The 21,536-nt window shown below is 58.0% G+C and carries 16 protein-coding genes; 3 read left to right on the forward strand and 13 right to left on the reverse strand.

Features of this window, described 5'->3' with window-relative positions; translation table 11 throughout:
• Positions 1-157: 157 nt before the first annotated feature.
• A complete protein-coding gene (locus WX88_RS10710) occupies positions 158-1,318 on the reverse strand; it encodes an acyl-CoA dehydrogenase (protein ID WP_046244369.1) in 1,161 nt (386 codons plus the stop codon).
• A gap of 157 nt (positions 1,319-1,475) precedes the next feature.
• Here WX88_RS10710 and WX88_RS27490 point away from each other — a divergent pair, with 157 nt between their 5' ends.
• From WX88_RS27490 to WX88_RS10725, 3 genes are all read left to right on the forward strand, one after another.
• A complete protein-coding gene (locus tag WX88_RS27490) occupies positions 1,476-5,078 on the forward strand; it encodes a S8 family serine peptidase (protein WP_052732572.1) in 3,603 nt (1,200 codons plus the stop codon).
• A gap of 250 nt (positions 5,079-5,328) precedes the next feature.
• On the forward strand, positions 5,329-5,691 hold the full coding sequence (locus WX88_RS10720; protein WP_046244370.1) for a DoxX family protein: 363 nt from the start codon (positions 5,329-5,331) through the stop codon (positions 5,689-5,691).
• 47 nt (positions 5,692-5,738) lie between these two features.
• Complete coding sequence (locus WX88_RS10725) at positions 5,739-6,350, forward strand: hypothetical protein (RefSeq protein WP_156176063.1); 612 nt, start codon at positions 5,739-5,741, stop codon at positions 6,348-6,350.
• A gap of 139 nt (positions 6,351-6,489) precedes the next feature.
• Here WX88_RS10725 and recJ read toward each other — a convergent pair whose 3' ends face one another.
• From recJ to pdhA, 12 genes are all read right to left on the reverse strand, one after another.
• Positions 6,490-8,229 (reverse strand): single-stranded-DNA-specific exonuclease RecJ, encoded by a 1,740-nt coding sequence (recJ, locus tag WX88_RS10730; protein ID WP_046244372.1) that lies wholly within the window; start codon positions 8,227-8,229, stop codon positions 6,490-6,492.
• 381 nt (positions 8,230-8,610) lie between these two features.
• Positions 8,611-10,437 carry a tetratricopeptide repeat protein gene (locus WX88_RS10735; protein ID WP_052732573.1) on the reverse strand — a complete coding sequence of 609 codons (1,827 nt, stop codon included), beginning with the start codon at positions 10,435-10,437 and terminating at the stop codon, positions 8,611-8,613.
• 205 nt (positions 10,438-10,642) lie between these two features.
• Positions 10,643-12,769, reverse strand: a complete 2,127-nt coding sequence (locus WX88_RS10740) for a peptidylprolyl isomerase (protein WP_046244373.1) — start codon at positions 12,767-12,769, stop codon at positions 10,643-10,645.
• 255 nt (positions 12,770-13,024) lie between these two features.
• Positions 13,025-13,288, reverse strand: a complete 264-nt coding sequence (locus tag WX88_RS10745; RefSeq protein WP_046244374.1) for a hypothetical protein — start codon at positions 13,286-13,288, stop codon at positions 13,025-13,027.
• Positions 13,289-13,440: 152 nt separating this feature from the next.
• Positions 13,441-13,893: an LPS export ABC transporter periplasmic protein LptC gene (gene lptC, locus WX88_RS10750; protein WP_052732574.1), complete on the reverse strand. Its 453-nt coding sequence runs from the start codon at positions 13,891-13,893 to the stop codon at positions 13,441-13,443.
• Between the two features lie 159 nt (positions 13,894-14,052).
• Positions 14,053-15,381, reverse strand: a complete 1,329-nt coding sequence (locus WX88_RS10755; RefSeq protein WP_156176064.1) for a hypothetical protein — start codon at positions 15,379-15,381, stop codon at positions 14,053-14,055.
• A complete protein-coding gene (locus WX88_RS10760) occupies positions 15,368-16,108 on the reverse strand; it encodes a type III pantothenate kinase (protein ID WP_046244376.1) in 741 nt (246 codons plus the stop codon). The genes WX88_RS10755 and WX88_RS10760 overlap by 14 nt, the downstream gene beginning before the upstream one ends.
• Positions 16,109-16,203: 95 nt before the next feature.
• A complete protein-coding gene (locus WX88_RS27495) occupies positions 16,204-18,192 on the reverse strand; it encodes a pseudouridine synthase (RefSeq protein ID WP_082115970.1) in 1,989 nt (662 codons plus the stop codon).
• A gap of 194 nt (positions 18,193-18,386) precedes the next feature.
• Positions 18,387-18,770 carry a TraR/DksA family transcriptional regulator gene (locus WX88_RS10770; protein ID WP_046244377.1) on the reverse strand — a complete coding sequence of 128 codons (384 nt, stop codon included), beginning with the start codon at positions 18,768-18,770 and terminating at the stop codon, positions 18,387-18,389.
• 187 nt (positions 18,771-18,957) lie between these two features.
• A complete protein-coding gene (ribH, locus tag WX88_RS10775) occupies positions 18,958-19,434 on the reverse strand; it encodes a 6,7-dimethyl-8-ribityllumazine synthase (RefSeq protein WP_046244378.1) in 477 nt (158 codons plus the stop codon).
• A 202-nt stretch (positions 19,435-19,636) separates the two neighbouring features.
• Positions 19,637-20,404, reverse strand: coding sequence for a tetratricopeptide repeat protein (locus tag WX88_RS10780; protein ID WP_156176065.1), 768 nt, complete (start codon positions 20,402-20,404; stop codon positions 19,637-19,639).
• 62 nt (positions 20,405-20,466) lie between these two features.
• The gene (gene pdhA / locus WX88_RS10785; RefSeq protein ID WP_046244466.1) at positions 20,467-21,498 is read right to left on the reverse strand and encodes a pyruvate dehydrogenase (acetyl-transferring) E1 component subunit alpha; all 1,032 of its coding nucleotides are present in this window, start codon (positions 21,496-21,498) and stop codon (positions 20,467-20,469) included.
• Between the last annotated feature and the right edge of the window lie 38 nt (positions 21,499-21,536).

Genomic DNA, 21,536 nt, shown 5'->3' on the forward strand with positions numbered 1-21,536 from the left:
AATTTGGGTGACCCAGACGGGCTATGAAGGGTGCGGTTTGGGAAAGTGAGTGGCTACCGCAATGCAATATAACATATTGAAATTCACAAAAACTAAAAACCCAGCCAAATAATGGCTGGGTTTTGTGCAATGAATCTGAATTTTAGGCAATTCCCTTCTATTTAAGGATTTCCCGCGAAATCACAATTTTCTGAATTTCAGAAGTCCCCTCATAAATCTGAGTGATTTTAGCATCACGATATAAGCGTTCGACATGGTATTCCTTCACAAAACCATAGCCGCCGTGAATCTGCACCGCTTCCGCCGAAGCGTCCATCGCCACCTTCGAGGCAAAGAGCTTGGCCATGGCGCCAGACTTGGCATAATCGACGTGATTGTCTTTGTCGGCGGCAGCTTGCAGGCAGAGTAACCGAGCAGCGTCGACGTTAGTAGCCATATCGGCCAGTTTGAATTGAATAGCCTGATGCTTAGCAATTTCTACGCCGAACGCCTTACGCTCCTTGGCATATTTGAGGCTAAGCTCCAGCGAGCCCGAAGCAATACCCAATGCCTGCGCCGCAATACCAATGCGACCGCCAGCGAGCACCTGCATGGCGAACTTGAAGCCGAAGCCATCGTCGCCGATGCGGTTTTCTTTGGGCACCTTCACGTCGGTAAACATCAGCGAGCAAGTGTCGGAGCCGCGGATGCCGAGCTTATTCTCCTTTGGACCCTGGGTGAAGCCGGGCGTGTCTTTGTCGACAATCAACACATTGATGCCGCGCGACTTCAATTCTGGGTTGGTTTGGGCGATAACGAGGTACACCGAGGCGGTGGTCCCGTTGGTAATCCAGTTTTTGGTGCCGTTCAGCAAATAATAGTCGCCTTTGTCTTCGGCAGTGGTACGCTGGCTGGTGGCGTCAGATCCGGCTTCGGGCTCGCTCAGCGCGAAGGCGCCGATGATTTCGCCCGAGCACAGACGGGGCAGATATTTCTGCTTCTGTTCTTCAGTACCATACTTTTCCAGCCCCCAGCAGACCAGCGAATTATTCACCGACATGATAACCGAGCACGAAGCATCGACCTTGGAAATTTCCTCCATGGCCAGTACGTAGCTCACAGTGTCGAGACCGCTGCCGCCGTATTCGGGGCTCACCATCATACCCATAAAACCCAGCTCGCCCATCTTCTTGATTTGCGCCGCGGGAAACTTTTGGTGCTCATCGCGCTCAATAACGCCGGCCCATAGTTCGCTCTGGGCAAATTCACGGGCAGCATCGCGCACGGCTAGCTGCTCTTCGGTCAGCTGATAAATATTGGTGGAAGTGGCGGTTTGCATAGACTGGGTGGGAAAATTTTAATAATAACACAAAAGTACACCCCTGGCGCGGGGCCGGCAAGGTGCACCGCAGCGTATTCCTGCCGCGCAGTTGCCGTGTGAAGTGTAGAAATGCGTATCTTTTGGGCTTGGTTCCCAACTTTATTTCCACACTTCTATGTGTAAACCCTACACCCTGTTACTTGTTGCTGCCCTGGGCTTGTCAGCCTTCGGCACCCGGGCCCAGCCGGTGCTACCCGCTGCCGAACCTTATGCCCTACGCCTAGCGGTGGGCGACGTGACACTTCCTGCTAACGGCGCTGCGTGGCTCCGCGAGCCAGCTACTGCCCCCGCTGATGCCTGGCAAGGCCGCGTCTACCGAGTACTGCAGTTTGAGCACCTACCCACTGAGGCACAAAAAGCTCAACTGCGCCGCGCCGGTGTGCTACTCTTCGATTACTTACCGCTGAATGCCTACACTGCCAGCCTGCCCGCGGATCTGACACACAGCGCATTGGTGGGCATAGGCCTACGCAGCATGGCACCCATGCCTGGCCGGTGGAAGCTAGCTGGGGAACTGGCCCATGGCCGTGTGCCCGAACACGCCCGCCGCCCCAGCAACCAAGTAGAGGTGGTGTTGACCTATTACCCGGCCTTGGCGCCAGCCACTGCTGCGGCCGCCCTGCAAGCTGCCGACTTCCGGCTGGTAAGCCACGATGAATTCGCCCATCAACTCCGGGTGCTGCTACCCGTAACCGCCGTGGGCCGCCTGACGGAACTGCCTTGGGCAAGCACTGTGGAAGCAGTGTCGCCGCCCGGCGAGCCGGAGAACTTCCGGGGGCGCACCGACCATCGTGCCAACGCCCTGGCCACCGACTATGGCGCTGGCCGCCACTACATCGGTGCCGGCGTGACCGTGGGCCACGGCGACGATGGCGCCATTGGTCCGCACATTGACTTTCAGGGTCGCGTGGACGTGAGTACCGCCTCTGCCAGCTTAGGCAACCACGGGGACCATGTGGCCGGCATCATTATGGGAGCCGGTAACCTGGACCCGCGGAACCGCGGGCAGGCCCCAGGCGCGTTCAACTTCTACCAGAGCTACCCCAACAATCTCAACCAGGCGCCGGCTAATTACACCAACGCCGCCCGCCGCGTGCGGGTGACGAACTCCAGCTACGGCGACGGCAATAACGCAGGCTACACCAGCTTCACACGCAGCGTCGATCAGCAAATGCGACAGCTGCCCTTTCTGGTTCATGTGTTCTCCTCCGGCAACTCGGGCACGGCCAACTTCAACTATGGCGCGGGCGCGGGCTGGGGTAACATCACGGGCGGCCATAAAATGGGTAAAAATGTGTTGACTGTGGGCAACGTGGACTACCGCGATGCATTGGCCAGCAGCAGCAGTCGCGGTCCGGCTAATGACGGCCGCCTTAAGCCTGAAGTCTGCGCCGTGGGTACCAACGTGACCTCAACTTACGGCGGCAACGTCTACGCCACTATCTCGGGCACGAGCATGGCCTGCCCCGGCGTGGTCGGCGTGACGGCTCAATTGGTGGGCGCCTACCGCAGCCTCAACGCAGGAGCCGAAGCGCCCGGTGCGTTGCTCAAGGCTGTGCTCATGAATACAGCTGAAGACCTAGGCAACCCCGGCCCTGATTTCCGTTTCGGTTATGGGCGCATCAACGCCCTGCGGGCCGTGCGGGTGCTAGAAGGCAGCACCTACTTCCGCGACACCCTCGCGCAGGGCGAAACGCGCACCTTCACGGTGCCGGCCGCCGCGGGCAAGCACCAGCTGCGGGTGCTGCTGCACTGGAGCGACTACGAGGGTGCAGTCAATGCCCGCCCTGCTCTGGTAAACAACCTCGACTTGGTGGGCACGGCGCTGGGTACGGGTACTTCGCCCACACCCATTCAGCCTTGGATACTGGACCACCGCCCCACTGTGGCTCAACTGAATACCGCGGCCGTGCGCGGCCGCGACAGCATCAACAACACCGAGCAGATTACTATTGACACTCCCAACGCCCCTAGCGGTTACAGCTTTACCGTAAGCGGCCGGGACGTGCCCCAGGGTCGCCAAGGTTTCTGGCTTACCTATAGTTACATTGATGAAGGTGTGGAGCTGACTTACCCGCTGGGTGGTGAAGGCTTCGTGCCCGGCGAAACTGAAGTATTGCGCTGGGATGCCGCCGACAGCTCGGTACCGTTTGAGGTAGAGTATTCGACCGATAATGGCACCACGTACCAACCTATTGCTACCAACCTGCCCGGCACAGCCCGTAGCACCGACTGGGTAGTACCCGCCGGCGTGACTTCGGGGCAAGTAAGGGTGCGTGTGACGCGCGGCGCGGCCAGCAGCCAATCGCCGGCGGCGTTTACCATCGCTCCGCTGCCCACTGACTTCCGCTCGGAGTATCGTTGCGGGCCCGAGAGCAAGCTGACCTGGACGCCCGCGGCAGGAGCCACCAGCTACACAGTGTACAAGCTGGGCACGCAGTATATGGACTCGCTCACCACTGTGACCACGCCATTTGTCGTGTTATCAGGCATGGGTTCGGGCTCGGCGTACTGGTTTGCGGTGCGTGCCCGTGGGGCGGGAGGCTTATTGTCACGTCGCACAAGGGCCATCTACCAGCCGCAGGGCGACCGCGACTGTCCTGGTCCGCCGCAAGTGGCCTTTGCGCCAGGCTTCGGTACAGCGTGCCCCGGCGGCATCGTGCAGCTGAGCGACAGTAGCCAGTCGTACCCCACTACCTGGCAATGGAGCGTGAGCCCGAGCGCGGGCGTCACGTTTGTGGGCGGCACCACGGCGGCATCGAAAAACCCGCAACTACAATTTGCCAACCTCGGCACGTACTCAGTGACCCTAACGGCAACGAACAGCTACGGGCCAGCCACGGCTACCCGCACCAATCTTATTACCGTCACTAATGGCTTGCCACTAGCATTTAGTGAGAATTTTCGTGCCGCGGCGGCCTCGTTTCCGCCTTCCGGCTGGCGGGTGACCAATCCTAGTTCCCAGTTTACCTGGCAGTTGAGCACACCCCTAGTGATGGGGCCTGATAACGTTCCCCAGCGGCTGCCGATAGTTAGTAACTACGAAAATCCCACGCGCGGCGCTGAGAACTATCTCGTAACCCCAACGCTAAATCTGGCCGGTAGCACTCGCCCAGAACTGACATTTGCTGTAGCGCACCAAGCCTACAGCGCGGCGATTCAGGACGGGCTACGCGTGGATATTTCCACTGACTGCGGAGCTACGTTTCGCCCTACCGGCTACCTGAAGCGCGGAACGGCTCTGGCCACGGTGCCGGGGTTCAGCCCCGCGGCCTTTGCGCCCACCACTGCTACCCAGTGGCGCCAGGAAAGTGTGGACCTCAGCTCCTTTTTGGTATCCGGCACGCCCGGGCAGCCTCAAACAATCCTGCTGCGCTTCGCAGGCCTGAACGACTACGGCAACAACCTCTATCTAGCCAATGTTAGCGTAGCTGAGCGGGTGGTGACGGCAGCCCGGAATCAGGCTGGCCCGGCGTGGTTCGGCGCCCAGCCCGTGCCCTTTGGCCCGCGCCTGCTGGTGACGGTAGCCGCCGCCCCCACCAGTCCGGCGTCCTTGCAGCTGTTCGACGCCCTCGGCCGCTCGGTACGCAGCCAGACGCTAACACTGCGCCCCAGCGACCAACAAGCCGAGTTGGACACGGAGGACCTACCTAGTGGCGTGTACGTGCTGCGCTTGAGCACCGCCCGTGGCTCGCAACAGCTGAAGCTAGTGAAATAAGGGCCGAGCTTCTGCCCTTTTCCTTCCAGACGCCTCGGACTTTATGGTCCGGGGCGTTTTGTTTTAAGGCCAAGTCTCGTATAGCACGGTAATTTTTTGCTGCGTGATTTATTGACGAAGCTTTACTCAATCCTTCTTTTGTGAGCAGGTAGGAAAAGCCGTTATACGCTGCCTCTATTCGGCAGCGACAGTTGGAGCAGCGGTTTAGGTAGTAGAGCCTCGTTCTTTGACCCACCTTCAACCGACTGGCATGACTATTCGCCTTCTCAGCCGCTATGCGCTGGCTTTGCTATTTGTACTGGCCGGCATCTGGCATTTCGTGCACCCAGCCACATACTTGACCATCATGCCTCCCCAACTGCCGCAACCATTGGCCCTGGTATACATAAGCGGAGTATTTGAAATATTAGGCGGTTTGTGCCTGCTACTGCGGCGCACCCGGCACTTCGCCGGCTGGGGCTTATTAGCACTGCTGGTAGCCGTCTTTCCAGCCAACGTCTACATGGCCCTGGTTCATGAGCAATTAGGCATTCCGGGCTGGGTGGCCTGGGGGCGGCTGCCCCTGCAACTGCCGCTGCTCTGGTGGGTGTGGCGCGTGAGCCACCAATTGTAGCTGGCCGGCCGCTATCTTGCAGCGCTTTTTCATAGCCACATATGTTAATGAAACTACTTTTCCCCTCTACCGGACTGTTGGGGCTGATACTGCTGGGTAGCGGCGCATCCGCTCAGGCGCCATCCACAACCCAAGCTCCGGGCCAAGTGCAAGTGGCCACCTCTGCTGGTTCCGGCCCCGAAACGTCTTCCCAAACAGCTCGCTACAACGCCGCTTACGATTCGCTGATGCACCTAGCCGCCAACGTTCGCGCCTTGGCCGACACTCGACTGACCTACTTCAAAGCGACGCGAGGTACGTTTGGCGGGCTGCACCGGCGAGTACGCAGCTACACGGGCAGCCCTAACAAGGCCATTTTCGACAATGCTCCGAGCGTACTGTTTTTGGTCAAACGGCAAGTCGTCAAGCGCCGCTACGGCATCGAGTTGGAGAAGGTACAGTATTATGATGCCAAAGGCCGCAAAGTCCTCAAAGAGCGCTACGAGGGTCATCGGCTCATTTGGCTTGCCTTAACCCAATACACAGATTTCGTGACGCCTTCCGCTAAGTGGCTCTTAGTGCGTGGCGATTACGTGATGCGCGTCTCCTACCCTGCTCCAACCAGCAAGGAGAAAAGAAGCAAGAGCTACTTCTTTGGGCCCCGCCCAGCGGCAGAGTAATAAGCCGCTAGCCGAGCGAAGAACCCTATTCGCAATTTGGCGGAACACGAAATAGCAGTTCCGGCTAGGTCATACCTCCGGTCCTGAGTTCATGTTCCGCCAAATTGGTATTGGCACAAACCACTACGCCACATGGCTCCTACTCCCAGCGCACATCCAGCAGGCGGAGCTGCACGCTGCGCTGACCGCGGTACTCATTCATTTCCACTGTGTAACAGGCACTAAAGGGCTGCCCTTGCTCAATTTCCGGCAAATATTCGGCTAAACCAAACCCAATGGCATCCACCGCGGGGCCCTGAATATCGGCCGAGGCTAGGCGGAGCTTGAGATGACCTTGGCCCACCACGCGGGCACTGTGAGGTACGGCCACCAGTTGCTGTGAGGCAAACACGGGGTTGGGGTTGCCGGGCCCAAAGGGCTCCATACGGCGCAACTCGGCAAAAAAGTCCTCGGTGATGCGCTTGAGCGGAATCAGAGCGGCCACTTCCACTGGCCGCACCAAGTGTTCGGTGGTGAGGGTGCCAGCCACCACCTCCTCGAAACGGCGCTGGAAAGCGGGCACGTTTTCTACTTTCAGGGTGAGCCCGGCAGCGGCACGGTGGCCCCCAAACTGGTCAAGTAGCGGGGCGCAAGCCTCTAGTGCCTCATGCACGTCAAACCCTGCCACCGAGCGGGCCGAGCCAGTGGCCTTGCCATCACGCTGGGTGAGGATGACGGTAGGCCGGTAATACTGGTCGAGGCAACGCGAAGCCACGATACCGAGCACGCCCTGATGCCAATCGGCCTTGTAGAGCACCGTAGCGTGAGCGTTTTGCAGCGTGGGGCTGCCCGCAATCATATCCAGGGCTTCCTGCGTGGTGTGCTGGTCCGAACCGCGACGTTGCTGGTTCATTTGGTCTACCACTTCGGCGGTGTAGCGAGCTTCCTGCTGGTCGGGAGCCAGTAACATGGCCACAGCGCGGCGGGCGTCACCCATACGGCCGGCCGCATTAATGCGTGGCGCGAAACCAAATATCAGGCTACTGATACCCAAGGCTCCCTCGCGCAGGGTAGCCAGTTCGCGCAGAGCCGCCAAGCCAGGTCGCAGCAGATGGGCATCTTCATTGAAACGCCGCAGGCCGTGGGCCGCCAGAATCCGGTTTTCGCCAGTAATGGGTACAACATCAGCGGCAATGCTCACCGTTACCAAGTCCAGCAAGTCGTGCAGAGGCGCCTGAGGCAAGTCCAAATGTTCGCCCAGCGCCTGCATTAGCTTGAAGCCTACGCCGCAGCCCGACAGGTCTTTGTAGGGGTACTGGCAGTCGGGGCGCTTGGGGTCGAGCACGGCTACGGCAGCCGGTAGCTCATCGCCAGGCAAGTGATGGTCACAGATGATAAAGTCAACCCCCCGGCTGGTGGCGTAGGCCACCTGCTCCACGGCTTTAATACCACAGTCGAGGGCAATGATGAGCTGGAAGCCATTATCAGCCGCCGTGTCAATGGCTTTTTCGGAGATGCCGTAGCCCTCGGTATAGCGGTCGGGAATGTAGTCACGGAGCCGCTCAACGCCGAACAGCGGCGTAAGGTAGCTCATCACCGTAGCCACGGAAGTAATGCCGTCTACATCATAGTCACCTAGTATCAGCACCTTTTCCCTATCATGAAGGGCACGGGCAAGGCGAGTTACGGCGCGGTCCATGTCGCGCATCAGCAGCGGATTAGGCAGCTGTCGCAAATCCGGGTGGAAGAAGGCAGCGGCAGCCTCGGGCGTATCGATACCGCGCTGCACCAGCAGGGCAGCTACTTCAGGAACAATGAATAAAGCCTCGGTTAGGCTGTGAGCCTTATGGGGGTCTGCTCCGGGGATATAATTCCAGCGCTTACTCGCGGATATAGACATTGGATACGTAATAGAAAAGGCCCCAAAAGTACGACCAAACCCCTCCCCACACCCGCAAGCCTATCTTTGGACCACGGTTCCCGTAGGGCCGCATGCCATGAGTAAGTTACGAGAATTCTACCGCAGATACCGCCAATACATCCTCTCTGATGGGCTCATGTACGTGGTATTTATTCTAGCACTGGCGCTGATGTTTGTCTTTTTTGGGTAGTAGGGCGAAACCTTCGCTTCGCCACATTGAACGACCGGCACCGCACAACCCACCGCATCAGCAACCATGAGATAGTAGCGCTAATGGTGTTGACCAAGTCGACACCATCAATAAAAGGTTTACCTCATTTTTTGTTTGCGGCGCGGACGCGACGAAGCAAAGGCTTCATCCTACTGTACACCGTCGCCACGTAGTTTTCGAAAGCGCTTCCTGGCTTCGGCCACGTAGATGCTGCCGGGGTATTTAGTTATCGCCTGGTTGTATAGTTCCTGGGCTTTCACCTTGTCCTTCACATCTTCTTCCTGAATGCGGGCCAGCAAAAACAGCGCGTCGTCGCTCAGCACGTCATATTTGGGATTGGCGGTAATGCGTTCAAGCGTAGCAATGGCGCCGGGAAAGTCGCCCGTGCGCCGCAGTAATTGGGCCTTGAGGTAGTACGTATCGTCAGCGAGCGAGTGGCCAGGAAATTTCTCCAGCAGCGCATCCAGGCCCGTGATGGCCTCTCTCAGCTTGTTCTGAAACACCAACTGCTCCACGGCTGCGTAAGCCCGCAAGCCAAGGCCCAACGTGTCTTCCACGGTGTTGTCCTGGATTAATAGCGAAAGCTGCATGGCGTCGTTAGCAATTTCGCGGGTAGTGGCCTCTTTTAGAATGTCGAGGTGGCTTTGGGCCAGCTTGAAATCCCCGGCGTAGTAGCTGAGCCGGGCGTTGCGTAACTTGGCCTCGTAGCCCAGCGGCGAGTCTTTGTGCGATTTCTCGACTTGGGAGTAGAGTAAGCTGGCTTCCCACGGCTCGCCTTTTAGCAGGTACAGGTCGCCCTGGGTCACCTTGGCTTCATCTACCACTTCCTCGCTGGCGCGGGGCATGTCAATCACTTCCTGAAGCAGGCTCATGGCCTTGGGCCGGTCATTCAGTTGAAAGGCATACAGGTTAGCCAGGTTGCGGAGCACGGGTGCCGTATCGGGCGTACGGCCCAGCTCGGCTAGCAGTTGCTCGTAGTCACCCACTAAGGCGCGCACTTTGGTCACGTCCACTGGGTAGGTATCACGCACCTGCGCCTCCCGAGCCTGAAGCAGTCGCTGCCGGGCCACATTGCCATTGGAGCTGCCGCGGTATTCTTTTGCCACGTAGGCGTAGCCGTCGATGGCGCTTTCGTAGTCTTTGTTCTGCTGCGCGATGGCCGACAACAGCATCACCCGGCTGCCTTCGCTCCGGCCCCGCCGGTCCAGGGCCCGGGCCTGCACCAGAGCCCCACTGAAATCATGCCGCTGCATTTGCAGCCACAGCAACAGCTCGCTGTAAGCTGTTTGGTCCGGGTGGTCCTGAGTGGCGGTGAGCAGCAATTTTTCTAGAGCATCAAAGTCTTTTTCTTCGTGCAGGTCATTTTGCAACATGTTCCGTACGAAGGGCAGATGCTTTTCATCCTGCCCTACCAGCCGCAGTGTTTCAACCAACACCTGGGGTTGATTCTGATTTTGAGTATATAGCTGAATGAGCTGCGGCGCGTACTCAGTATCGTTTTTGGCCAGCGCCCGGCCGCGCAGGTATGCACGCTCGGCCCATTTCGGCAGCTCACGGCGGCTAAATTCGGCCGCCACTGGCTGCACCTGCGCTGGGGCCAGCTGATTGACTACCTTCTGCCACTGCTTTTCAGCAGCCGGGGCGTCGCCAGAGGCTGCATACACACTGCCCAGTGTCACGCCCATAGTAGCATCTTCCGGGTGCAGCTTGACGGCCTTCTTGGCCAGCTTCTCGGCGTCCTTGTGTCGCTTTAAGACTTGCAGAGAGGTTAGGTACACCGGAAATACGGCCAGGCTGGTCTGCTCCTCAACAGACAGCTTCTCGAATAGGAACACCACTTTTTCGTGCTCGCCCCGGCGGGCGTAGTCCTGGGCCAACGCCGTGCCGCTCACTGGGGCCCACGGTTTCTGGGGTTGCGCCTGGACCGGAATGGCCAGTAGTAAAGTAGCAGCTACGAGGAAAGAATGCGGACGCATAGGTTCAATTATCGTTTCGGAAAGCGGCGGCCAGCGCCGCCCGGCAAGGTTTCAGCGCTTAAACGCCGGAGCTTGCGGGCTTCGTTCAAAGCTAGGCAGTCGAGCACGAAGGCATTATGCTTAGCCAAAGCTTTACAAAGACTCTAAAAACGAAAAAGGGCCGCTCCCGAAGGTACGGCCCTTTTTAAACTTGCGGGTTGAAGCCTTAGAAAAACTTCGTGCGGTTGTCTTTCACGTTGGCGTGGGCCTTGATGGCTTCGTAAATCTTGCCATCCTGCTGCTGGCTGCGCTGTTGCGCCAACTGCTGCTGCACAGCTTTTAGGTTGGGGTTGGTGGCGGGCGGGGTAGCTACGTTCACGGCTTCTATCACCAGCACGCCCTGCTCGCCCTGAATGGCACCCGACTTCTGGCCGGGTTTCAAGGCAAAGGCTTTGCCCACAGCTATTGGCTCGAACCCGATGTTAGGAATGCTGCCCTGGCCCAACACGATGCCATCGGCCGTGCCTACTTGAGCGGTGGAGCCGTACTTGGCCGCCATGTCTTCCAGCGTGCCGGCTTTGGGCAGCTTGGCAATGATTTGCTTGGCCTTCTCCTCGTTGCGAACCAGAGCCGACAGCTCCGGTCTCAGGTTTTCTACGGTGGCCGTGCCTTTGGCACGCTCGTCGGTGAGGGCCGCCACTACGTATTGGTCACCCATCTCGTACACGTCCGAGATGTCGCCTACTTTGGTTTCGGAGCCGTCCGGGTTGAAGCCGAAGGCCCAACGCACCAGTTCGCGAGCGTTTTGCAGGTTGTTAACGCTGCGAGCGCCGCGGTCCAGGTTTTTGGCTTCCTGCCTCACCAGCGTCTTGTCTTTGGTCGTCAGCTTGCGGAAGCTTTCCAAATCGGTGGCCTCACCCTTCAACTGCTGGGCCTTGGCGTAGGCAGCTTCGCGGGTGGCGTCGCTGGGCGCGATGTTCTTCTTCACTTCCGATACCTGATACGTTTGCTTGGTGGGAGCGGCCGTGATTTTAATGACGTGGTAACCGAACGAAGTTTCTACCACATTGGGCAAGAGGCCAGGAGCCTTCGCTCCAAAAACAGCCTTTTCAAACTCGGGTACCATGCGGCCCTGGCCGAACCAGCCAAGGTCGCCCCCTTGGTCTTTGGTGCCGTCGGTGCCGAACTGCCGGGCCAAAGCGGCAAAGTCAGCGCCACCTTTGATTTTGTTCAGGATGTCCTGGGCCTTGGCTTTCGCGGCGGCTTTGGCTTCGGGCGTGGTGCCGTCAGCTTTGATGAGAATGTGGCTGGCGCGAGCGGCCGATTCCTTGCCCGTGCCAGTGCCCGTCACCTTGTACAGCGAGTAGGTGCCGGCTTCGGCGTACGGTCCATAGACTTTGCCCTGTGTCAGGGGCAGCTGCTTGCGCAACTCCTCAGGTAGGTCGGCCGGAGTGCGGAAGGCCTTATTATAGGGCTGCTCAGAATTGGCCGATACGAACAGCGAATCAACCGGAGCTGAGGCGAATTGGGTAGCCAACTCCGCTATCGACGTTTTTACCGCAGCGCTGTCCTCTTTCGAAGCCACCACGGGCACGCTGATGTACTCCACCGAGCGGCCGTCTTCCACCTTGTAGCGGCTCTTATTTTTGTCGAGATAGGCTTGTAATTGCGCGTCGGTCACTTTCACGACCGAATCCGAAATGCTGCCGTAGGGCACAAACAGGTATTTTACCGAAGCCTTGCTGTTCTGGAATGTGTCGAAGCGCTTGGCTTCGGCCGTAGTTACATAGACCGAGTTTTTAAGCAGGGCGTTGTACTTATTGGCGAGGCGCTCGGCGGGCAGGTTGGCTTCAAAATTGTGCCAGGCGGCCTGGTTTTCGGGAGGCAGCTTGTCAAGGTTTTTCAGGTACTCAATCAGCCGCGCTTTGTCGAATTGGCCAGTGGCCTTGTCGGTGAAGGCCTGCTTGATGCCGGGGTTGATGTTGTCGCCCTGCACCATGTCCACCAATTCGTCGTCCGACACGGTCAGGCCCAATTTGTCCCACTCCGGCTTGAAGGCCATACGGTAGATGGTCTGGTTCCACGCTTGGTCGCGCAGGTAGCCGAGAGCCTGATCGTCGGGCTGGCGCTGCTGTTGGGCCGTAAAGGCCTGCTTGGCTTGCTCCAGCGCGGCGTTGTAGTCGTTCAGCTCTACTTTCTCGCCGGCAACTTCGCCCAGTACTTGGTCGTTGCGGTTGAAGAGCCGGTTTTTGCCCCCTACCAGGTCGCCGCCCACAATAAAGAGCAGCATGCCGACCGCCACAAGGCCGACTGCCACGCCTGATTTTTCCCGAATCGTGTTAATTAAAGCCATTATAGGTTGTTAGTTGTCAGTTGCTGGTTTGTGGATTGTCAGTTTATAGGTAGCAGCAGTTCAGAACAATCCGACAACTAACAACCGGCAACTGACAACAAGTTGCGCGTGGTCAAAAGAGGCGCAAAATAACCAGAATTTGGCCGGTATTCAAAGCTTTACCGTATTTTAAGTCTCCGACTGGCTACTTAAACTTCCTTCCCCAGTCTTCTCTCCCGTGCAAGCTCAACCGCAGCTTGGCCCGCCAGCCCTCCCCTACCGGCGCTTTTTGGCTGATTTGGCCGGAGTTTTTGCCCGCGCCTGCTGGGCCAGTTTGGCTTCCTGCTCAGCAATTTTTGCTGCCACTCGCTCCTGCTGCCGCCAGTACAGCAAGGGCATCCAGCAGAGCATCGACACCATGAAAATCCAATAGTTAGCAGCTAAGTCGTTGAACAGAACCGTCTGATAAACACCAATGACCAGCGCCACCACGCCCACGGCGAAAAGGACAGTACGCAACAGGGATTTGTCGAAAGTCATGGGGAGTAGCGTTAGGAAATACGTCAGTCAGCCTTGTTGAAATCTCTCTTTCGAAGAAGGAATAGATGCAAGCTAATGACTCAGCTTACTGCGGCCTGCGGGCAGCTCACAAGCTTAACCGGATATCACTCCTACCCTTCCGAACAACGGCTTTAGGGCACTGGGGTAGTTGACGGAGCCGCAAAAATTCCCCTAGGGCTGGTAATCTTATACCGTGAAAAGTCCTGGTTAGCTGTTAGCCCGTAGCCGGTGAGGTACTCCGTGGGCGTGGTAACCTTCACAAACATGGCCGAATCGGTGTAAATCAGTTGTTTGTTCTTGTCGAAGAACAGCTCCTCGGTATTCAGGCGCTGTTCCTGCGGCACGTTTACCACCCGCACATCGCCGCGCATGATGTAGAGGTTTTTGGCCTTATCTGACTTGCCGTATTTGGCTGTCAGCGTATTTACAACCGTCTTCTTTCCATCAGCCGAATAAAATGTGACCATCACACCTTTGGGGTAGATGAAGTCACCATTTTCAAACTGCTGCTCTAATGGTGCCGTGAGCTGAAACTTGAGCTTGGCCGAGTCACTGACCAGCGTCAGCACGTTAGTCGTCTCCATCAACGGCCCGGTATAAACCAGCCGAGGCCCGGCGACCTTTTGTTTCTCACAGCCAGCCAGAGCCAGTAGGGCGAGTAATGAACCGCTTCTCGCTACGTGCCTGAGTCCGTCCAAGGTGTTGAGGTCTTTAAGAATGAAATGCCACCAACCGGATTAGCCTTACTGCAAACGCCGCTTGATAAACCAACGGTTGTTAAGCGTAATTCCTAACTGGCCCCGGATGTAGCTTTCCTGCACGTTGCTGGTTTTAAGGTCAGCATTGAGGATGTCAGTATTGCCACGTATACCATACGTAAAGGCCAAGCTAAAGGTAGTGGCCTCTAGTGGTGTGGCCGTAGGCAGCGGGAAAGCAAAGCCCCAGCTCACGGACCGGTCGTACAGTGTTTTGCCTCCCGGCTGATACGGCATCTGGGCCACATTCAGGCCGGCGCGGTAAGTTACGCGCTTGAAATAATGGTCGATGGAAGTCGGGTCTGGTGTGAGCTCGCCGCCCAAGCCAGCCCGTAGTGTGTTGCTCAGTTGCGCGTCTGCGGTACCGAAGCTGTTGAATTTTGACCACTCCTGTTGCGACACATCAAGGTTGGCGCTCCAGTTTTTGTCGTTGTCGAGGCTGATGCCTCCCTGTATGAGGTTGGGCACATAAGTACTGCCCCGGATATCACTAATCGGCGTCGAGGGGCCGGCGGGAGTACCGTCATCAGTGTACGTCTGCTCTTTCGTTTGCGTGCGCTGGCCGTTTAGGTCGTGCCCAAAGCTATACACTCCCCCCAGGTTCAAGTTCAAGTCCTTGCCCACTTTTTGCCGGTAGTGAGCGCCTGCCCGGAAGGCAAAGCCTGAATAGCGAGTATGTGTGAGGTCCACAGAGTTAATAAACCGCTCGGTACTGTTCACGATTTGCACACTCGTACCTGCTGTTTCGTCGATTACGCCAAAGACGTAGGAAGCCGTAAATCCTAATGTAAACGCCTTCGTGATCCGAACGCCCTGCCCAAAGTAGGCCTCTGATATACCACCAGTGCCGCGAAGCTGAGTTAGTACATTAGCCTCAGCCGACGGACTATTCACTTTCTGAATCGTATTCGATTCATATTCCACAGAGCTGAGCGGCTTCAGGCCAATGGCTGCCCCCCATTTTGTGCTCAAGGGTACCGATAGCGCAAAGTACCCAAGGGTAGCACTGCCACTGTTGTTGGAAGCCGTCGCGTTTTTTATGGTTTTGTACTGGCCGTTGTAGCCCGCTTCAAACGTGGTACGCCCTGTGTAGTAAAGCAAAGCCGGGTTTAGTTCATTCACGTTAACAGCATTAGGAGCCGCTAACCCTACTCCACCCATGCCCATCTGGCGTACGCCGCCGGTATTCGGGTTGAATTCGCCCAACCCTTTGCGCGAGTATGGCGAGTTACCTAGTCCCTGTGCCTGTGCGGTCCCCGCCATTAACACTGCCATGCCCGCCAACACCAGACGCGTCATCTCTTTATTCGTCAACATGATAAACTAAAATCCGATTTAGGCCGAGCAGCACTAGCTCAGGCACAACAAAGATACGAGCCGGGAGCCGGGCCGCTAGAAAAGCAGCATTGCCCCCCGTGAGTAACACGCCCAGGCCAGGATAGTGCCCCTGATACTGAGCAATAAAGCCCATGATTTCGGCCACCGTGCCGTTCACTACGCCACTCAGCAGGCTTCCCGTAGTGGAGTCACCCGTGAGCGAAATCGTTGCATCGGGGGCCGGCAGGTCTAGCAGCGGCAGCCGTCCCGTGAAGGTGTGCAGCGCCCGCAGCCGCATGTGCAGTCCCGGCCCAATGCTGCCACCATGGTATGTGCCGTCGGCCGTCACTAGGTCACATTTCAACGCCGTACCCGCATCTACAATAAGCGTGTGCTGCCCTGGCCGTAGCCCGGCCGCTCCTACTGCCGCCGCCAGCCGGTCGGCCCCCAAGGTGTGCGGCGTGGCGTAGGCATTGCGTAAGGGAATGGCGGTATTGGCAGGAGCAAATGTCAGGATTTCGCCCGGCACTAGTTCTCGCAACTCTTCGGCCTGTAGGGCCGCATCCCCCGCTACTGACGCTACAACGACGTGCTCCGGCGCCCAGCGCCGCACCACTGCCTGCACCTGTACCGCCGTAAGGCCAGCTGCCATTTCCCGCAAAGCCGAGCCATCAAAGCAACCCGCCTTCACCGCCGTATTCCCAATGTCGAGGGCGAGCGTACGCATGTTCTATTAAAGCAGCCATAAGGCGTGAAGCAGCAGGAACTGAGAGCGACTGCTGTAAGCCGATTCTCTGTCCTTGCTGCTTTACGTCTCTCTTTTTATAGAAAATACTTCAGTCGAATGACCTCTTGCTCAGTCAGGAAGCGCCACTTGCCACGGGGCAGGTCCTTCTTGGTAAGCCCGGCGTACTGCACGCGGTCCAGGGCCACCACTTCGTAGCTGAGGTGCTCGAAGATGCGGCGCACAATGCGGTTCCGGCCAATGTGGATTTCGATGCCCACGAAGTGCGGGTTGCCGGCCACAACGGCCACATCATCCACTACCGCTTTGCCGTCTTCCAGCTCCACGCCTTCTGCAATCTTGCGCAGGTCGTCCTCAGCCAGCGGCCGGCTTAGCTCAACCTGGTAGATTTTCTTGTTCTTGTGCGAGGGGTGCGACAGCTTCTGGGCCACTTCGCCATCGTTGGTGAACAGCAGCAGGCCGGTGGTATTCCGGTCAAGCCGGCCCACGGGAAAAATCCGCTCCTTCGAAGCACTGGCCACCAAGTCCATCACCGTGCGACGGCCTTCAGGGTCCTCCGTCGTGGTGATAAAATCCTTGGGCTTGTTCAGTAGCACGTACACCGACTTCTCACGATTGAGGTTGGTTTTGCCATACTGCACCGTGTCGGTGGGCTGCACTTTGTAGCCCATCTCCGTCACTACCTCACCGTTCACCCGGATTTCGCCGGCGGCAATCAGCGCATCCGCCTCGCGGCGCGAGCAGATGCCCGCATTGGCGATGTAACGGTTCAGGCGCAGCTCGTCGGTGCCAAAATCATCGTCTTCTTCGCGCCGACGCTTGTTGCCGCGATTTTTGTCGTTTTCGTAGTGCTTGAGGTTTTTGTAGTCGGGAGCCTCGCCGGGGCGCTCGCCGTAGCGGGGCTTGTCGGCGCGGTTTTCCTGCACCACGGGGCGCGCCGGACGAGGCTTGTCCACGGCGCTGCCGTAGCCAGTACCCGAGCGGCGCACGCTGCGCTCCTGAGCTTTCAGCGCCTCGCGGCGCTCGGCGAAGCTGCCGGGCGCGGGTGCCCAGCGCTCACTTGGACCGCGCTTCTCGTAGCTGCCAGGCCGCTCGCCGGTACTGCGACCCGCGCCACCAAACCGGCCCGCATGGGTGGTATCCTCACGCTTGCCAAAAGCGCCGGGGGTGAACTTTCGACCAAATGCCGCTTCATCGCCGCGGCGCTCGGCGTCGCCGGGCCGCTCCCGCTCCGTCCCGAAGTCGCGCCGTTCGCCGCGCTCTTCCCGCGGCTGTGGCGGATTTGCCTCAAACGGCCGCGCCGACCGAATGGGCCGGTTGGGCCCACGCTCTTCGCCGCGCTGGAAATCTTGCGGCTCGCGAGGCGTGCTGCGTCCAAAGCTACCGCCGCTGTTGCGAGATGCGCTGCCCTCGTTCTGCTCGTAGGGGTTTTGCTTTTGAAACTTGCGGTTACGTTCACCGGGCAGGCCGCGGGGCACGGCTTTCTCACCTTCGCGGCGGTAAGGCTGCCCACTCCAGTTCTCTTTGGGCTGATATGGACGGATGGGCCGGCTATTGGTCGAAGCCGGGTCACGCTGTTCGCCCCGGTCGTTGCCGAAACCGCCGCGTTCACCTCGCTCCGGGCGCTCGGCACTACGGCCGTAGCTCGTGCCGGTACGCTGCTCCTTGCCTACGCGGGGCCGGTCGCCCCGGTCAGCGCCGGGACGGAAACTGCCCTGGTCGCGCTGGCCGTATTCTTTATTGCCGAAGCCCTTATTACCAAACCCTTTGTTGCCAAAGCCGCTGCCACCTTCACGATTGCCAGCACCAGTGCCGTAAGGGCGCTTTTCGCCATCACCAAAGCTGCGCTCCCCGCCGAACGCCCCATTGGTGGCCGGCCGCCCGAAAGCACCATTCGTAGCCGGCCGGCCATTTCCGGGTCGGGTGGCGTATCCTCCCCGGTCCCGACCAGCGGCCCCACCAGTACCCGGCCGCTCGTTCTTGCCACTGCCGAAGCCGCCTGGGCCGCCCGCATTACGGCCGCCGCGACGGTCCGCCTTATCTTCTGAAAAATGTTTCTTGCCCATGGGGAGAAAAGTAATGTGCCGTATCGCTACGGTACGATGAAATTCTGATTATTGATTATTAAACACTAGCTCCCGCCGGATCAAAGCGCGCGAGAGCAGAAATTAGTCACTCAAGTTAAAAGCAAAAGCCCGAACCTGCTAGCCGGCCGCCACAGCGCCGGCCCGCAGGTTCGGGCCTCGGGCCAATGCGCAGACTAGTCGCGCCGCGCCATTTTGGCCTCAATCGAATGCTGCGTGTGGGGCACGGCGCGCAGGCGTTCCTTCGGAATCAGCTTGCCCGTGCCGATACACACTCCATAGGTGCCGTTTTTGATGCGGACCTGGGCGTTTTCGAGCTGCTGAATAAACTTCATCTGGCGGGAGGCCAACTGGTTCATGCTTTCCTTCTCAGCCGTATCGGCACCGTCTTCCAGCACCTTGGCCGATGAAGCCGTGTTGTCAGTTCCCGTGTCGTTGCTGCGGTTCAGGGTCTCCTTAATGAAGGACAACTCCTTGCGGGCCGCCGTCAGTTTCTCCTGAATAATCTGGTCAAACTCATTCAAGTCCTCCCGGGAATAGCGAATGTTGTCTTCGTTCATTGATTGGGTAAAAAAGGACTGCGGAGCAGTATTAAGAAATTGCCACGGAACAGCGAACAGGCAACGCCACGGCCTACTAGATGGTTTGGCCGCATTCAAAAGCTTTCACCACCTCTATTTAAAGCCGTTGCACGCTTGTTTTTGCGGGTGCAAAGTTACGGCCTAAGCGCCGCTTTTCCTTGGTTTGCTAAAACCCCAGCATTTGGATAGCCGCCACAGCAGCTTCCACGCCCTTATTGCCGTGCTTGCCGCCGGCCCGGTCCCAAGCCTGCTCCAGGGTATTGGTGGTAACGAGCCCAAAAATTACCGGCTTGTTGAACTTTAGTCCTACTTGGGTAATGCCCTGTGCCACGGCGTGGCAGATATAGTCGTCATGTTTGGTCTCGCCCTGAATAACGACTCCGAGGCAAATCACGGCGTCCATCTCATCGTGCTGCGCCAGAAACTGGGCCCCGAGGGTAAGCTCAAAGCTGCCCGGCACGGTGTTGCGGAAGATATTCTCGGCGGAGGCCCCGTGCTTCAGCAAGGTGTCGTAGGCACCGGCGCTGAGCACGTCGGTTATCTCGCGGTTCCATTCGGCCACCACGAGTCCGAAACGTTTTGCGCTGATATCAATGAAAGTAGAGGGATCGTATTCACTCAGGTTTTGCAGGGAAGTAGCCATAGCGTGGATTTGGTCGATTTTTGAATTTCACGGATTGCTTGAGGTGCAGCCCGGGGTCGTTGCGCTTTTGTCGATGAACAACTAAAAAGCCGGAGCAGGGTTCTGCTCTTTGAAGTTAAAAAAATTGCGCTCCCCCAAGAATGAGGAAGCGCAATCAAAGTATGTGAAACTGACTTCGGCAGTCAGTTCAATAAGTTCTTTCTTATTTCTCCAGCTTGGCTTTGAACTGGCGGGCTTCCGCTACTTCCTGGGCTGCGGGGTATTCGTTGATGATGCGGTCGTACGCTTTCACGGCGCCTTCGGTATCATTAGCCAATTCACGAGCCGTGGCTTCCTTCATCAGATAACCGGGCGAAAAGTACTCATTGGCGTTGTGGTCGGCGGCTTTGGCATAAAGGTCGGCGGCTTCCTTGTGTTTGTTGAGTTCCAGCTGCGCGTCACCCATCAGCGCGTAGGCGCGGCTTTGCACGAGGTAGTCGTCCGAGCTGAAATCTTCGAGGTAGTCGAGGGCTTCTTTGTATTTCCCTTGCTTTAGCGCCGCCACACCGGCGTAGAAGTTGGCGAGGTTACCGGCTTTGGTGTTGCCATACTCATTGGCTACGGTGGTCAGGCCGGGTGCTTTGCCATCACCTTTTACGGCCTTGTTCAGCGAGTCAGCTTCCCAGTGGTTCACGGCGCGGAACATACTGGCCTGGGCTTTCGTGTCCTGCTGGTTGCGCCAAGTGTAGAAGCCAAAGCCCCCTACCACCGCCAGCACCACGGCGGCCAGGATGCCCAGTAGCAGGTTGCGGTTGTTGCGCACGAAATCCTCCGACTCTGCCAAACGGGCCGCGAGGGCATCCGGGTCTTCCAGCAACGGGTTTTCGGGCGGCAAATTTTCGGCAGGTGCCAAAGGGTCGGCCGGCACGTTCTGGGTAACTTGCCCCTGGCGGGCCTGCTGGCTCTTGCCAGTGTAGGGTATCTTCGACATTACAGAGAGTATTTCAATAACAGAGCCGGCAAGCAGGCCGAAGGGCCCGAGACCATTTTCAGTTAGTCGTGGATGTAGGGATAATCAGCCTGCACGTACACGTCCTTGTATAGCTCATCAGGCGTAGGGAAAGGCGAGGTTTCGGCAAATTCCACGGACTCGTTCACCTGAGCTTTAATCTTCTCATCGATGGCTTCGAGGTCTGCTTCCGTGGCCATGTTGTTGCTAAGGATGGTGTGCCGCACTCCCTCGATGGCATCGCGGTGGCGGTAGTCTTCCAGTTCTTCTTTGGTACGGTACTTAGCCGGGTCGCTCATGGAGTGGCCCTTGTAGCGGTAGGTTTTGAATTCGAGCAGCGTAGGGCCATCGCCTTTGCGAGCACGCTCGGCGGCGCGGGCCACAGCTTCATGAACATCTTCCACGCGCATGCCGTTCACTGGCTCCGACGGCATGTCGTAGCTCAGACCTATTTTATAGAGGTCTGTTACGTTCGAGGTGCGGGCCACTGACGTGCCCATGGCGTAGCCGTTGTTTTCAATCACGAAGATGACTGGCAGCTTCCACAGCATGGCCATGTTGAAGGCTTCGTGCAGGGCACCCTGGCGCACCGCGCCGTCGCCCATATAGCAAATGCACAGATTCCCGGTCTTGTTGTATTTCTCGGCAAAGGCAATGCCAGCACCCATAGGCACCTGGCCACCCACGATGCCGTGGCCACCCATGAAGCCAACTGACTTATCAAACATGTGCATCGAACCGCCCTTGCCTTTTGAGCAGCCAGTAGCCTTTGCGTATAGTTCGGCCATCACTGCATTGGGCGAGGTGCCGAGAGCCAGTGGGTGGGCGTGGTCGCGATAAGCGGTGATGTATTTATCGCCGACTTCCAGCGCTGATACTGCCCCTGCTACGCAAGCCTCCTGGCCGATGTAGAGGTGACAGAAACCTTTAATCTTTTGCTGGCCGTATAGCTGGCCAGCCTTGTCCTCAAACTTGCGCATGAGCTGCATTTGCTCATACCAGCGCAGGTAAGTCTCCTTGGGGAAATTTGAGGGGGCTTCAGCCCGCTTCGATACATCGGTACCAGAAGCTGCCATGGTGGGCGCGTCGGTGCCAGGCAGCACAGGGTCGGGCT

This window comes from Hymenobacter terrenus (assembly GCF_000972495.1).
Lineage (GTDB): Bacteria > Bacteroidota > Bacteroidia > Cytophagales > Hymenobacteraceae > Hymenobacter > Hymenobacter terrenus.